General features: G+C 73.8%; 14 protein-coding genes. 3 read left to right on the plus strand and 11 right to left on the minus strand.

Going from position 1 to position 14560, the window contains the following annotated elements:
- Nucleotides 1-51: 51 nt before the first annotated feature.
- A complete protein-coding gene (locus B4U46_RS31540) occupies nt 52-1707 on the minus strand; it encodes a GMC oxidoreductase (RefSeq protein WP_079431016.1) in 1656 nt (551 codons plus the stop codon).
- A 116-nt stretch (nt 1708-1823) separates the two neighbouring features.
- Nucleotides 1824-2333, minus strand: a complete 510-nt coding sequence (locus B4U46_RS31545) for a hypothetical protein (RefSeq protein ID WP_079431017.1) — start codon at nt 2331-2333, stop codon at nt 1824-1826.
- 104 nt (nt 2334-2437) lie between these two features.
- Here B4U46_RS31545 and B4U46_RS31550 point away from each other — a divergent pair, with 104 nt between their 5' ends.
- Nucleotides 2438-2605: a hypothetical protein gene (locus tag B4U46_RS31550; RefSeq protein ID WP_237293197.1), complete on the plus strand. Its 168-nt coding sequence runs from the start codon at nt 2438-2440 to the stop codon at nt 2603-2605.
- Here the strand turns inward: B4U46_RS31550 and B4U46_RS31555 are convergent.
- From B4U46_RS31555 to B4U46_RS31590, 8 genes are all read right to left on the minus strand, one after another.
- Nucleotides 2577-3005 (minus strand): MarR family winged helix-turn-helix transcriptional regulator, encoded by a 429-nt coding sequence (locus B4U46_RS31555; RefSeq protein WP_079431018.1) that lies wholly within the window; start codon nt 3003-3005, stop codon nt 2577-2579. The genes B4U46_RS31550 and B4U46_RS31555 overlap by 29 nt on opposite strands.
- Entirely contained in the window at nt 3005-3421 is a 417-nt protein-coding gene (locus B4U46_RS31560; RefSeq protein ID WP_079431019.1) for an SRPBCC family protein, read from the minus strand. The genes B4U46_RS31555 and B4U46_RS31560 overlap by 1 nt, the downstream gene beginning before the upstream one ends.
- Before the next feature lie 179 nt (nt 3422-3600).
- Entirely contained in the window at nt 3601-3981 is a 381-nt protein-coding gene (locus B4U46_RS31565; RefSeq protein ID WP_079431020.1) for a VOC family protein, read from the minus strand.
- Between the two features lie 134 nt (nt 3982-4115).
- Nucleotides 4116-5720 carry a N,N-dimethylformamidase beta subunit family domain-containing protein gene (locus B4U46_RS31570; RefSeq protein WP_079431021.1) on the minus strand — a complete coding sequence of 535 codons (1605 nt, stop codon included), beginning with the start codon at nt 5718-5720 and terminating at the stop codon, nt 4116-4118.
- A 72-nt stretch (nt 5721-5792) separates the two neighbouring features.
- The gene (locus tag B4U46_RS31575; protein ID WP_107438359.1) at nt 5793-8069 is read right to left on the minus strand and encodes a polysaccharide lyase 8 family protein; all 2277 of its coding nucleotides are present in this window, start codon (nt 8067-8069) and stop codon (nt 5793-5795) included.
- Between the two features lie 179 nt (nt 8070-8248).
- Entirely contained in the window at nt 8249-9091 is an 843-nt protein-coding gene (locus tag B4U46_RS31580; protein WP_398907903.1) for a sugar phosphate isomerase/epimerase family protein, read from the minus strand.
- Nucleotides 9088-10248 carry a dihydrodipicolinate synthase family protein gene (locus tag B4U46_RS31585; protein WP_261340950.1) on the minus strand — a complete coding sequence of 387 codons (1161 nt, stop codon included), beginning with the start codon at nt 10246-10248 and terminating at the stop codon, nt 9088-9090. Before B4U46_RS31585 ends, B4U46_RS31580 begins: the two co-directional genes overlap by 4 nt.
- Nucleotides 10245-11396: a Gfo/Idh/MocA family protein gene (locus tag B4U46_RS31590; RefSeq protein WP_079431022.1), complete on the minus strand. Its 1152-nt coding sequence runs from the start codon at nt 11394-11396 to the stop codon at nt 10245-10247. Before B4U46_RS31590 ends, B4U46_RS31585 begins: the two co-directional genes overlap by 4 nt.
- Before the next feature lie 204 nt (nt 11397-11600).
- Here B4U46_RS31590 and B4U46_RS31595 point away from each other — a divergent pair, with 204 nt between their 5' ends.
- Nucleotides 11601-12677, plus strand: a complete 1077-nt coding sequence (locus B4U46_RS31595) for a LacI family DNA-binding transcriptional regulator (RefSeq protein ID WP_079431023.1) — start codon at nt 11601-11603, stop codon at nt 12675-12677.
- Entirely contained in the window at nt 12674-13474 is an 801-nt protein-coding gene (locus B4U46_RS31600; protein ID WP_079431024.1) for a sugar phosphate isomerase/epimerase family protein, read from the plus strand. Before B4U46_RS31595 ends, B4U46_RS31600 begins: the two co-directional genes overlap by 4 nt.
- Here the strand turns inward: B4U46_RS31600 and B4U46_RS31605 are convergent.
- Nucleotides 13462-14448, minus strand: coding sequence for a hydroxyacid dehydrogenase (locus tag B4U46_RS31605; RefSeq protein WP_079432116.1), 987 nt, complete (start codon nt 14446-14448; stop codon nt 13462-13464). The genes B4U46_RS31600 and B4U46_RS31605 overlap by 13 nt on opposite strands.
- Nucleotides 14449-14560: the final 112 nt, after the last annotated feature.

Raw genomic sequence — 14560 nt, forward strand, 5'->3', positions numbered from 1 at the left:
CCGGGGCGCGCGCTGCGCCCGGCCGGCCCCGGTGACCGTGACCGTCCCGCGTCAGAGGTCCGTGGCGATGATCTTCTCGATGTTCCGCTCGGCCAGGGCCGTGATCGTCACGAACGGGTTGACGCTGGTGTTGCCGGGGATCAGCGCTCCGTCGATGACGTACAGGCCCGGGTGGCCGTGCAGGCGGCCGTAGTTGTCGGTGGCCTTGCCCAGTACCGCACCGCCGAGCGGGTGGTACGTGAGGTGGTCGCCCCAGACCTTGTTGGTGCCGAAGAGGTCGCTGCGGTAGATCGTCCCCTCCTTCGCGTTGATCTTGTCGAAGATGGTCTTCGCCATGTCGATGGACGGCTGCTTCCAGGCCGTCTGCCAGTTCAGCTCGACCTTGCCCGTCGCCGCGTTCCAGGAGAACTGGGCGCGGTTGGGGTTCTTGGTGATGGACAGGTAGAACGAGGCGTACGTCTCGATGCCGGTCGGCAGCGGGGCCACCTCGGCGAAGGCGCCGCCCGCGTCCCAGTTGTCGATGCCCCCGCAGGGGATGGACGCCTGGACCTTGCCGGTCGGGTCCCACATGTGGTTCGCCCGGCCGCACATGACGTTGCCGTTGTCGCCCCAGCCCTTGCCGATCTCGTCGTTGAGCAGCGGCAGGGCTCCGGTGGCCTTCAGGCGGACCAGGAGCTTGCTGGTGCCGACGCTGCCGGCGGCGAAGAAGACCCGGTCGGCGGTGACGGTCTTGACGGCGACGACGTCGCCGGTGGTGTTCAGCTCCTCCATGGCGACCGTGTAGCCGCCACCGTCCGAGGGGGAGACGGTGGTGACCCGGTGCAGGGGGGAGATGGCCACCTTGCCGGTCGCCCGGGCGGCGGCGAGGTAGGTCTTCTGGAGGGACTTCTTGCCGGCGTTGTTGCCGTAGAGGATCTCCCCGTCCACGGCGGACTTGGGGACGGTGCCGGCCACCTCCTGCTTCATGTAGTCCCAGTCGTAGACGTCCGGCACGAAGACGAAGGGGAAGCCGGAGCGCTGGGCGTGCTTGCGGCCGACGCGGGCGAACTGGTAACAGTCCACCGTCTCGAACCAGTCGGGGTCGATGAGGCCCACCCCGAGGCCGGCGTTGGCCCGCGGGTAGTAGGTGGAGTACATCTCGTCGGCGTCCACCGTGGGGAGGATGGCGGCGAAGTTCTGCCGCTTGGGGGTCACCGCCATGCCGCCGTTGACGAGCGAGCCGCCGCCGACGCCGCGGCCCTGGTAGACGGTGATCCCGCCCATCTCCTCGGCGTCGAGGATGCCCGTGTACTTGGGGACGTCCTTGTCGATGGGGAAGCCGAGGAAGTTGCTCAGGGGTGCCTTGGTGCGGGTGCGCAGCCAGAAGGAGCGGTAGTCGGGCCTGGTGGTGTTGGCGAAGATCTTGCCGTCGGTGCCGGGGGTGTCCCAGGCCATGCCCATCTCGATCATGTGCACGTCGACACCGGCCTGGGCGAGCCGCAGCGCGGCCACGGAGCCGCCGTAGCCGGTGCCGATGACGAGGGCCGGGACATGGGCCCCGGACGCGATGGGAGCGGGGGCGAAGGCGGAGCCGGTGGCGGGATTGGCGCGGGCCGGGGTGGTGTTGACCGCGAGGGCCATGGCTCCCAGAAGAGAACCGGTTCCAGCGATGAATCCGCGTCGCGATACGCCCGTGGATACCTTGCTGTGCAGGGATTTGTCACGCATGTGGCGTTCCTCACTCTCGACGGAGTGGGAACAAGTTCTACTGTCGACCGCCCGCTAAGTCACTAGATACGTCGAGGTAATTTCCGGCCGGTTTCGGCTCTGTCTCCGGGCGTGGTTCAGGAAAGGCTCCACTGGGCGACGTCGTCCCCGGCCCCGGACTCCAGGGCGAACTGGACCGCCGCCGGGGCCGACCCCTCCGGCAGCCGGAAGGTGACGAAGCCCTCGGCCGACCGGCCGGGTTCGAGGGTGACCGTGCCGGGGAGGGAGGGTCCGGCGTCCGTCGGGACGCTCAGGCCGGTGAAGCGGCCGCCCGTGGTGTCGAGCAGGTGCGCGGCCGGGGCGGGGGAGTCCTCGTACGGGACCGTGCCGGTGTTCTCCAGGCGCAGCCCGACGGCCACCAGCCGGTCCGCACCGCCCGCCGGCGCCGGGCCGGCGGGATCGACGAACCGGGTCAGGGTGACGTCGAGGCGCTCCCCGGGGCTGTCGCCGTCGAGGGAGACGGTCTCGCCGGAGCCGTCGGGGCCGGCGCCGAGCAGCAGCGCCGCGAGGAGGGGGGCCATGAGGAGCCGGGCGGCCCTGGCCGCGTGCGCGGGACGGCGGTGGCCCGTGTGGCTGCCGTGACGCATGGGGCGACCTCCTCCACCTCCCCTCGCCGCCCACGATCCTCCGTACGGGCCGCTCCCGCCACTGTGTCCTTCTGCGGCCGGCTGTACGTCCGGCGGGCGGCCGGGTGGTGGCCCAGGGCCCGCCCGGCGAGGTGCTCGCGGAGGAGCTGCTGGCGGAGGTCCACGGGGTCGGCACCCGGATCGCCGTCCATCCGGGGACGGGCGCTCCGAGCAGCGTCTACCTCCCGGAGCGGCCCGCCGGTTTCACTCCTGCGGCCGGGCCAGCCGCCTGAGCAGGGGCATCGCGTCGTCGAGGGGGACCGTGCGGAAGAAGTGCGCGTCGGCCTCCTCCACGGCGGCCACGGCCCGGGGCGCCAGCTCGGCCCCGGCGGCGGTGACGCGCAGGCGCTTCGCGCGGGTGTCGGCCGGGTCGACCTCGCGCTCGACGAGGCCCTTCTGCTCCAGGGCGCGCAGCACCTGGGAGGTCATCTTGACGTCGGTGCCGGCCTGGCGGGCCAGGGTGAGCTGGTTGGGGTGCTCGCCCTGGCCGTTGAGCCACCACGCGCAGGCGAGGAGCACGAACTGCACGTGCGTGAGGTCCAGCGGGGTCAGTGCCGCGGAGACCTCCCGCTGCCAGCGCAGGGTGGCGTGCCAGAGCAGGAACCCGGGGCTCTCGCCGGGGCTGAGGGCCATCAGCGCGCCGCCGACTTCGCCAGCGCGGCCAGGGTCTCGGGCCAGTCGGCGGTGATGCCGGGGCCGATCGCGGGTCCGGCCTCCTCGGCGCCGGGGCCGGAGATCTCCATCCGGTAGGTGATGCGGACCAGGCCGTCCCCGGCGGGGTCGATCCGGTGCACCGTGCGCAGCAGCAGCCCGTCGAACCGGGCCTCGTCGACGAAGAGCTCGTCCCGGACGGCCTCGGCGACGACCAGCGGCACCGGGTCCTCGCCGGGCGGGGTCATCGTGATGCGGGCGCCGGCCGCGAACGGGCCGTCGATCTCGATCCGCTCGATTCCGGGGTTCCAGTCACCCCAGTGCTCGACGTCGGCCCACAGGCGCCAGATCGCGGCGGGGGTGGCGGCGGTCTCGATGGTGTGCTCGTACGTCCACATGCGCGTTCTCCTCTGTCGCCCTCATTCGTTCTGTTCAGAGATTATCTGTGCAGAGACTATCTGTCCAGGGTACCGCCGCGGGGCTCCGCGACGAGGGATGCGGGGCGGTGTCCGGCGGGGCGGAGGAGGACGTGCGCAGGGCCCGCGGCGTGGTGTGCCGCGGGCCCCTCAGGGGTGTGTCAGCCGCCGTACGGGCGGGTGATGATCTCCATGGCGTGTCCGACGGGGTCCAGGAAGTAGACCCCGCGCCCGCCGTCGTTGTGGTTGATCTCGCCCGGGTGCTTGCGGTGCGGATCGGCGAAGTACTCGACGCCGGCCGCCCGGATCTTCTCGAAGGCGGAGTCGAACTCCTCCTCCGAGATGAGGAAGGCGTAGTGCTGCGGGGTGATGGACTCGGCGGGGATCGTCGCGAAGTCCAAGGTCACGCCGTTCCCGGTCTCCACGGGGATGAACGGTCCCCACTCCGGGCCCACTTCGAGACCGAGGATGTGCGCCAGGAATTCGGCGGACTCCCGGTTGTCACGGGAGTGGACGATCGTGTGGTTCAACTGGACGGACATGTGTGAATGCCTCCACAAGGCATCTCACGGCACCTCCATGCCTCACCCGGCCGGTGACCGGCACGCGATGCCGTCACGTTGATCCTAAGCACTCGGTCCGCGTCCGGTCCACCGCATCTCTGCCCCCGCCGGGATCAGGAACCCCCGTACACCGCCTTGACGTTGTCCTGCGCCGGGTGCGTCCGCCCGGCCGGGCCGGCGGCGAAGGCGCGCAGCAGGTTCTCCGTCACCCGGGTGGTCAGCGCGCCGGAACGGGCGTCCAGGCCGTGGTTGGCGCCGTTGCGGCCGTCACCGGTCGCGTCCAGGGCCTCGACCCAGCGCATCGTGCCGGTGGCGAAGACTCCCGCCCCGCTCGGCACGGTGTAGTAGGCCGTGTCCTGATGGCTCGGCCGGCCCTCGCACACCACCGGCGAGTGGGCCAGTATCTCGATCGGGCGCGGTGTCGGAAAGCCCGTGTCGACCTTGTCGTACTCCACGCCGACCAGGTGCGCGAAGCTGTCGCCGGCCTTCACGCCCGTCCCCTCGAAGAGCCAGTGGCCCGGGTTCGTGACCACGTACGGGGCGTCCACCGGGTAGCCGTCGTAGATCACCCCGAGCAGCGAGCTCTCCGGGTCGGCCCCCGGCGCGGAGCGGAAGTCGACGGTCGCGGGATGCCCCCGCTTGAAGCCGGGGTCCTGCTCGTACGAGGACTTGTAGCAGACCACCGTACGGTCCGGGCCCAGCTCGGAGGGCTCCAGCCGGATGCGCCGGAAGCAGCAGTTGGCGCCCAGTATCGCGATGTTGCTGCCCGCGTCCCGGGCCGCGGTGACGTGCGCGCGCTGCTCCGGCGACCAGTACTCGTCGTGGCCCGGCGACAGCACGGCCGCCGCCCCTTCCAGCAGGCGCCGCTCGCGTGCCACATCGGTGGTCGTGGCGTACGCGAGGGGTATCCCGAGCCGCTCGGCGAGCGCGACCAGCGGGGCCTCGTAGACGAGGAACAGCCCCGCCCCGTCGTCGTAGTCGTAGGGCCGGTCGAAGGTCACGGACAGCGAACGCGAGGCGTATGCGCCGCTCGGCCCATCGTAGCTGCCGTAGCCGCCCCAGCGGTTGTACGCCTGCCAGGTCGCCACCGCGTTGACGATCACCGTCCGGCCCGCGGCGGCCGCCGAGCGGACGGTCACCGGAACGAACCGCTGCCCCTCGCCGCCCTGTGCGTCCAGCCGCAGCAGGTAGCAGCCCTCCGGCCAGCCCTTGGTGTCCACCGTGGCGGTGCGCGGCCACCGGGTGCGGACCATACGGGTGCCCGCCTCCACCGTGTGCTCCGGCTGGCGGACCCCGGGCAGGGCCTCGGAACGCCACACCAGCCGGGCGCGGGCCCCGCCGTACCAGCCCATCCGGTAGGCGGAGACTGTGAACCGCGGGGCGGTGGTGGACACGTGCAGACCGAACGACTCACCGGGAAGCACGCTCACCTTGTCCGTGAAGCCCTCGATGGCGCGCGCGGATCCGGCCTTGGTCACGCGCCAGTCGGCGTGGCCGGGCCGGGCGTTCTCCGCCTTGACGTCGAAACCGGCCGGACCGCCGGATGTTGCCGGCGACGGCTTGCCCGCACTCTTGCCCTTCAGCGTGGCCCCGCTCTCGCCGTTCGCGCAGCCGGCGGCCGAGCCGAGGCCGGCGGCGGTGGCCGCGCCCGTCGCGATGGCGAGGAACCGCCGCCTGCCCGCGCCCCCGGCGCCCCCGGGTATGTGCTCCTGATCCATGCGGGGCACGGTATGACACCCCGTACCCCTCCGCACCCGGGGAGCAGGGGCCTCCCCACCCCCGCCCAGCCCTCACCGCAGCCGCACCACCACCTCATGACTCACCCCCGCCGTGGCCTTGAGGTCCCCGAAGCGGAGCCGCAGCCGCGTCCCCGTCCCCGCCGAGACCAGGCCCGGCGGCCCGGACAGCACCGCCGAGACGGGCCGGTCCCACACCAGCTCCAGCTCCCCGGCCTCCCGGGCCGGATCCGCGATGTACACCCCGGCCGTCCCGTCGGCCCGCTCCCGTACCGTGACCGAACACGGGGCGCTGGCCTCCAGCGGACCGGCCGCCCCGGCCCGCCAGAAGTTGACCCCCGTGAAACCGAGCGGGCCGACGGCCACTCCCTGCGCCTGCGCGCTGTTGGCGAGCACGACGGGCCATCGCGGCATCGCCGCCCGCGCCGCGGTCCGGGCCGCCGACGCCCCGGGGAGCAGCTGGTACACGTATCCCGCGTCCACCGGGTCCGTGCCGTGGTCGTACCAGAGGGTGAGGTAGCGCCGGGTGAGCCCGGCGGCTGACCCGCCCAGGTTCACGTCGCGCCACCTGCCGGTGCGCGCCTGCCTCAGGGCCCTGAAGGTGCCCGGGCCCTGGAGGACGTACCCGCCGAATCCCGCCACATGCGCCCAGTCGGGGGAAGCGAACTCCGCCGACCATCCCAGGTCCGGCGGCTGCGCACGGCCGCCGACCGTCAGCCTGTGCGTCCCGGCCGCACCGAGGTTGCGGTTGTCCACCACCGACTCCACCGGGACCCCGTCCGAGGCGCGGATCCCCGCCCCCAGGCAGACCACCGCGTCGGCGAGGAAGAACCAGGACTTACGGGCCTCCAGGGTGCTCCCCAGACCGCGCAGGTGCTGGCCCACCGACGCGAACTCCCCGTCGCTCGACCCGCCCGCCCACGCCGTGTCCGGCCGCGCCTGACCCCAGGGACCGCCCGCCCCGTCGGCCAGCACCCTGCGTGCCACGGTGGTGCCCGGCAGCCGGTACGGGTCCACCGTGGGCCAGAACGCGTCCGAGTACTGGTCGTTGCCGAACGTGGACCCCCACCAGCAGAGCATCCCGCTGCCGGTGTGCCAGCCCCGGAGGTTCTCGCCGTTGCCCGTCTCGTAGTGGGCGATGCGGCGCGACGCCATGGACAGCGAGGCGGCCCAGCCCGGTCTCCGATGGGTGGCCCGGTCCATCGAGGCGAACAGCCGGTGCCCCACCGGCTCGGGCAGCGGCGCCACCGAACGGTCGGCTTCGAGCGCGGCCAGCCGGGACAGGGCGGCGAGCCCCAGCGTCCGGTCGGCCAGGGGAGGGCTGTGGTGCGCCCGCGCCGCCCAGCCCTTGACCAGGCCGCGCCAACGGGCCCGCTCGCCGCCGCCGGCCCCTTCGGCGAGGAGCAGGAGCGCGGCCAGCACCGCATGGCCACGGGTGTGGTCGTCCTGCTGGACCGCCCGCACGTCCGAGGCGGCGAGCCCCCGGCTGACCGCCCGCCCCGACACCGAGTCCATGACCAGGCCGTTGAACAGGAAGGGCGCCCAGCCCCGCTCCACGCCATCGAAGACCAACTGCCGCCCGGGATCGGTGATCTGCCACGGAGTCCCCTTCAGCAGCGCGAACAGCAGGCCGAGCCCCTCCAGGAACACCGCTCCGTACGTCCCGGTGTACGCGACCGACAGGTGCTGCACGAAGGACCCGTCCCGGTAGAGCCCGTCCCCGGCGGTGACGTACGGGAAGACCGGCCCGAGCGCGTCCCGGGCCAGGGCGACCTTCGCGGAACCGTCGCCCACGGCACCGCGCAGAGCCAGCACCCGGCACAGGTCGACCCGGTTGGCGCCCGTACTCGTCCCGCCGTACACGGCCACCGCCGAGTCCGGGACGAAATGGTCCACCGCCGCACAGAGCCCGGTCCGCAGGCCCTCCGGCAGCTTCCCGTACAGCAGGACGCAGACGTCCAGCAGCGCCTGCGGTGCGCCGATCTGCCAGCACCACCAGTTGCCGAACGGCTCCCGGCCCGCGTGGTAGACCTGCGCGTGCAACCGCTCCACGCCGTCCAGCACGGTCCGCAGCAGCGCCGGGTCCCCGGTGAGCCCGGTGCCCGGCCGTACCTGGGCCTCCGCCATGGCCCGCAGCCGGCGGCAGCTGCCCACCATCGCCTCGGGATCCGAGGCGAACCGCTGGTCCGGCCAGAGCGGACCGGGCGCCGGAGCCATCGTGGCGGCCCACCGGCCCGCTTCCGCACCGAGCTCGGCCAGCCGCGAGCGGAACGGCTCGGCGGCCTCGGAGAACCCGCCGCCCAGCACCAGTCCGCGCCAGACCTCACGCATCGCCGCGTGGACGTCGCCCCCTCCCGGGCGCCCGCCCGCCCCGCCGGAGCCCCGCCCGCACCGCGCCGCCGCCCGCGGCCGAGAGGAAGGCGCGCCGGCTCCACACTCGTGTCATCACATGCTCCTTGGTCCGATCCGTACAGCGCCCCGGGCCGGCCGTGCCGGTCCCGCGGCCCGGTTCACTCGACGTGCTCGCGGTAGCGGGCGATCACCTCCCGCAGCACCTCCCGGCCGTCCCGCGCCCACAGGCCCGGATGGAAGATCTCCACCTCCACCGGCCCCCCGTATCCCGCCCGGTCGGCCAGCTGCCGGAACGCCCGCAGATCGACACACCCGTCACCGAGCTGCCCCCGGCCCAGCAGGACGCCCTCGGGCAGCGGAGTCACCCAGTCGGCCACCTGGACCGACACGATCCGCCCGCCCGCACCGGCCCGGTCCAGATCGGCGGCCAGCCGCTCGTCCCACCACAGGTGGTAGGAATCGGCCACCACCCCGACCCGCTCCGCCGGGAACTGCTCGGCGATGTCCAGCGCCTGCCCCAGTGTGGAGACCACGCACCGGTCCGCCGCGAACATCGGGTGCAGCGGCTCGATCCCCAGCCGCACCCCGTGCCCCGCGGCCCACGGAACGAGCTCGCCCAGGAACCCGGCGATCCGCCGCCGCGCCTCCGCGAGATCCCGCTCGCCCTCCGGCAGCCCGCCCGCGACCAGGACCAGGACGTCCGCACCCAGTTCGGCCGCCTCCTCGACGGCGCGGCGGTTCTCCTCCAGCGCGACCGCCCGCCCCGCGGGGTCCGACGCGGTGAAGAACCCGCCCCGGCACAGGGAACTGACGCGCAGTCCGGCCGCCGCGACCAGCCTCGCCGTCTCCCGCAGCCCGAACCCGCGCACCGGGTCCCGCCACAGACCCACCGTCGTCACCCCGGCCGCACCGCACCCGGCCACCAGCTCCGGCAGCGACCACTGCCGCACGGTCTCCTGGTTCAGACTGAACCGGGCCGGGGCCGCCACCACCCCGGTCACTCCGCCACCCCCCGCTCCGACAGGAGCCGGCGCATCCGGCGCTCGGCGCGTTCCGGATCGGGGAACAGGCCCAGCAGGTCGGCCAGTTCGTAGGCCCGCGCCAGATGGGGGAGCGAACGGGCCGACTCCAGGCCGGCCAGCATCGCGAAGTGCTCCTGGTGGCCCGCCAGCCAGGCCAGCAGCGCCACACCGGTCTTGTAGAGCGGAGTCGGCGGTGCGAACAGGTGCCGGGCCAGCTCGACCGTCGGGTCCAGCAGTGCCCGGAAGCCGCCGGGATCCCCCCGGTCCAGGGCGAGCGCCGCCCGGGCGGCGAGGGGGGCGATGGGGCCGAAGATCCCCAGGAGCGCGTCGCTGGCCAGCTCCCCGTCCCCGGCGATCAGCTCCGGATAGTGGTGGTCGTCGCCGGTGTAGCAGCGCACGCCCGCCGGGAGCCGGCGCCGCAGGTCCTTCTCCCGCTCCGGGTCCAGCAGCGAGATCTTGACGCCGTCCACCTTCCGCGGATGCCCGGCGACGATCTTCACGAGCAGGTCCGCGGCCTCGTCCAGGCCGTCATGGCCCCAGTACCCCGCGAGCCCCGGATCGAAGACCGGGCCCAGCCAGTGCAGTACCACCGGCCGGGAGCTCTGCCTCAGCAGTGCTCCGTACACCTCCAGGTAGTCCTCGGGGCCCCGGGCCGCCCCGGCCAGGGCGCGGGAGGCCATCAGGACGGCTCCGGCCCCGCAGCCCTCGACGTGCGCGAGCTGGTCCTCGTAGGCGGCCGTGACCGCGGCGAGCGAGTGCCTCCGGTCGGCGGCCAGCTGATCGGTTCCCGCGCCGCAGACGATCCGGCCGCCCACCGCCCGGGCCTCGTCCGACGAACGGCGGATGAGCTCCGCCGCCTCCGGCCAGCCCAGGCCCATGCCCCGCTGCGCGGTGTCCATGGCCTCCGCGACCCCGAGCCCCAGCCCCCACAGCCGGTGCCGGAAGCCCAGGGTGGCCTCCCAGTCCACCACCGGCCCGCCCCCGCCCGGCGCCGCCTGCGGGGCGGCGGCCACATGGGCGGCGGCGTAGAGGACACGACTGCGGGCCGGCCTGCCGTCGAACGGGCCGAGCGGAGCTGCCGAGGACCGGTACAGGCGCGATCCCCCGTCCGCCGAGGGGAGCCGGATCCCGGTCACAGTGTCACCTCCGGCACCGGCAGCCGCCGCCCCTCCGCGCAGGAACGCAGGCCGAGCGAGGCCAGTTGTACTCCCCGGGCCCCGGAGAGCAGGTCCCACCGCCAGGGCTCGTCGCGGACGACATGCCGCAGGAACAGCTCCCACTGGGTTTTGAACCCGTTGTCCGGCGGGCCGTCGTCCGGCACCTCCTGCCACTGCGCCCGGAAGGGCTCGGCCGACGGCAGGTCCGGATCCCACACCGGCCTCGGGGTGGTCGCGCGGTGCTGGGTCCGGCAGCTCCTGAGCCCGGCCACCGCCGAACCGTGCGTCCCGTCCACCTGGAACTCCACCAGCTCGTCGCGGTGCACCCGCACCGCCCAGGAGGAGTTGATCTGCGCCACGGCGCCGCCCTCCAGCTCGAAGATCCCGTACGCGGCGTCCTCGGCCGTGGCCTCGTACGGCTTGCCCTCCTCGTCCCAGCGGCGGCCGATGTGCGTGCGGGTCAGGGCCTGCACCGTCCGGACCCGGCCGAACAGCTCGTGCAGCAGGTACTCCCAGTGCGGGAACATGTCGGCGACGATGCCCCCGCCGTCCTGCGCCCGGTAGTTCCAGGAGGGGCGCTGGGCTGGCCGCCCGTCCCCTTCGAAGACCCAGTAGCCGAACTCCCCCCGGACGGAGAGGACCTCGCCGAAGAAGCCGTCCTCGACCAGCCGCCTCAGTTTGAGCAGGCCCGGCAGGAACAGCTTGTCCTGCACCACGCCGTGTTTGACCCCGGCCGCCGCCGCCAGCCGGGCCAGCTCCAGTGCCGTGGGGAAGTCCGATGCCGTCGGCTTCTCGCAGTACACGTGCTTCCCGGCCGCCAGAGCCCGGCGCAGAGCCGCCTCCCGGGCGCCGGTCACCTGGGCGTCGAAATAGACCTCCACCCCCGGATCGGCCAGGACCGCCTCCAGGTCCGTGCTCACGTGCTCCAGGCCGTGCCGTTCGGCGATGGCCCGCAGGGCGGCCTCGCGGCGCCCGACCAGTACCGGTTCCGGCCACAGCAGCGTGCCGTCGCCGAGGTCCAGCCCGCCCTGCTCGCGCAGCGCGAGGACGGACCGCACCAGGTGCTGGCGGTACCCCATCCGGCCCGTCACGCCGTTCATCGCGATCCTGATCGTCCTGCGTTCCATGATGACCTTCCTCCGGTCCGTCGGCTCGTGTGTGAAAGCGATGGAAAGCGCTTTCTGCGTTTCACGGTAGGCCTGGAAATCGAGTCTCTTCAATTACCCGATCGAGTGATGGAAAGCGCTTTCTGATTCGGGCATCATGAGGAGGACGGAGCAGATCGGACGACGGCCCGCGGCAGCGGCGGGCCACCAGGGGAGGGGATCCCGATGGCAGTGACGCTTGCGGAGGTCGCGGTGCGCGCGGGGGTCTCGCCCGCCACGGTCTCGCGGGTACTGAACGGCGGCTATCCGGTGGCCGGAGGCACCCGGACCCGGGTGGAGCGGGCCGTCGAAGAGCTCGGCTACATCGCCAACGCCCCCGCCCGCGCCCTCGCGGCCGCCACCTCGGACCTCGTCGGGATCCTCGTGCACGACATCGCCGACAGCTACTTCGGCATCCTCGCGGGATCCCTGCAGAGCGCCCTCGACCCCGCCGGCGGGGTCGAGCCGCGCCGGCTGGCCGTCGTCTGCAACACCCAGGGCGTTCCCGCCACCGAGACCGCCTACCTCACCCTGCTCGAAGGCCAGCGCGCCGGAGGCGTCGTCCTCACCGGCGCGGCCACCGAGGACCCCGAACACAGCGACGCCCTCACCCAGCGCCTGGCCCGCATGGCCGCCGCCGGGACCCGTGTGGTCCTCTGCGGGCGCCCGCCGGTGCCGGTGCCCTCCGCACTGCCCGTCGCCACCGTCGAGTTCGACGACCGAGGGGGCGCCTTCCGCCTCGCCGAACACCTCCTGACACTGGGCCACCGGCGCATCGCCTACATCGCCGGCCCGTCGGGGCAGAGCACCACCCGCGAGCGCCTCGCCGGACACCAGGAAGCCCTCCAGCGCCACGACCCGGCCCTGCCCCGAGCCTGCGCCGCCCTCACCGTCCACGCCGGGTCCGAGCGCTCCGCCGGCTATGACGCCACCCGCGAACTCCTGCGCAGGGGAGAGCCCTTCACCGCCGTCGCGGCAGCCAACGACACGGCCGCCGCGGGCGTCGCCGCAGCCCTGCGCGAAGCGGGCCTGCGCATACCCGAGGACGTCTCGGTCACCGGCTTCGACGACCTGCCGTTCAGCCAGGACACCGCCCCCGCCCTCACCACCGTCCGGGTGCCGCTGCGCGAGGCGGGCGTGCTCGCCGCCCAACTGGTGACCGGCCGCCGGCCCCTGCCGCCGGGAGGCATCACCACCCTGCCCACCGAACTCATGGTGCGCGGTTCGACCGCGCCACCACCACCGGCACGGAGGACGCCGTGAGGTACGCCTTCTCCACCCTCGGCCTGCCGGGGACCCCGCTCGCCCGCAGCGCCGCACTGGCAGCCGGCCACGGCTACGACGGCCTCGAACTGCGGGCCCACCCCGAGGAACCACTGCACCCCCAGAGCCCGCCCGGGGACCGGGCAGCCGGGCTGCGGACCCTCACGCGCGCCGGCGTACGCGTCCTCGGGGTGGCGGGCTACACCAGGGTGGCGGCGCCGGGCGGCGACGAGCCGGTCCTCGGCGAGCTGAGGTCCCTGGTCCGGCTCGCCGCCGACCTCGAAGCCCCCTACGTCCGGGTCTTCCCCGGCGGGGAAGGCCTGCCCGGACCGCAGGCCGACACCAACGCCGTACGCCGCCTGCGGGAAGCCGCTCCCTACGCCGAGCGGAACGGCGTACGGATCCTGCTGGAGACCCACGACTCGCACCGCACGGCGGCGGCAGCCGCCCGCGTGCTCGACGCGGTCGGCCACCCGGCGGCAGGCGCCCTGTGGGACGTGCTGCACACCTGGCTGGGAGGCGAGGGGCCGGCCGAGTCGAGACGCAGGCTCGGGCCGCATCTGGGCTACGTCCAGGTCAAGGACGTGGCGTCGGCCGAGGACCTGACCCCGGTCGGGCTGGGTGCGGGTGTGCTGCCGCTCGCCGGGGCGGTGGCCGCGGCACCGGCCGACGGGTGGCTGTGCTGGGAGTACGAGAGACGCTGGTACCCCGAGGCGGCCGAGCTGGCCGGCCCCCGGCTCACCCGGGGCCGTGAACACCTCGAGGGGCTGGTGGCCCATGCCGCTCAGGCCGAGTAGGAGAGCCGGCCCGGGTCCACCGGGTAGCGGAAGCCGACTCCCCGCGCGTAGCGCTCCAGCTCCTCGACCGCCACCACCGCCAGACGGTCCAGCTCTCCGCCCAGCGAACCCGCCACATGGGGGGTGAGCAGGACGTTCGGCAGGTCGTACAGGGGGGACCCGGCGGGCAGCACCTCCGGTTCGGTGTGGTCGAGGACGGCGTGGAGCCGGCCGGTGACCAGCTCCCGCGTCAGCGCCGCCGTGTCGACCAGGGAGCCCCGCGCGGTGTTGATCAGCGTGGCGCCGTCCTGCATCAGGGCCAGCCGGGAGGCGTCCAGCAGACCACGGGTGCGGGGGAGTTCGGGGGCGTGCAGGCTCACCACGTCACTGCGGCGGAGCAGGGCGTCCAGGCCGCAGGCCTCGCCGCCGAGGGCGGCGAGTTCGGCGGGATCGGCGTACGGGTCGTGCACCAGGACCCACAGGTCGAACGGCCGCAGCAGCTCCAGCACCCGGCGGCCGGTGCGGGAGGCGCCGACGAGCCCGACGGTCCGCCGGTAGTTGCCGGCCTCCGGGAAGCGGACCAGGGGGCCGACCGGGCCGCGCGCGGTCCGGTAGGCGCGGGCGGCCTCCAGGACCCGCTTGTTGGAGAACAGGATCGCGGCGAGCGTGTACTCCGCGACCGGCAGGGCGTTCGCGGCGGCCGCGCTGGAGACCAGCAGACCGCGCTCCCAGCAGGCGTCGGTCACATGCCCCTTGACGCTTCCGGCGGCGTGCACGACGGCCCGCAGCCGCGGCATCCGGCGCAGCGCGTCCGCGTCGAGGACCGGACAGCCCCATCCGGTGAACAGCACCTCGGCGTGGGCGAGCCGGGCCCCGAGTACGGGGCCGGGCCGCGCGAAGTCGGTGAGCAGGAGCTCGGGCTCCACATCGGCGACCCGGACCAGCTCGGCCAGAGCCCGGCCGCGGAGAACGGCCGCCCGGGTGTCCGGACTCATCGCGAGCACGGTGGCGGGCCGGGCGGAGACGGCGGATCTGGTCAATCGGTCCTCTCCTGCGGTGGAACCCGGACGCCGGAGGCGCTGGAGGCCGCAGGCCGTGAACGGGGAG

The sequence above is a fragment of the Streptomyces katrae genome (genome assembly GCF_002028425.1).
In the GTDB taxonomy this organism is placed as follows: Bacteria; Actinomycetota; Actinomycetes; order Streptomycetales; family Streptomycetaceae; genus Streptomyces; species Streptomyces katrae_A.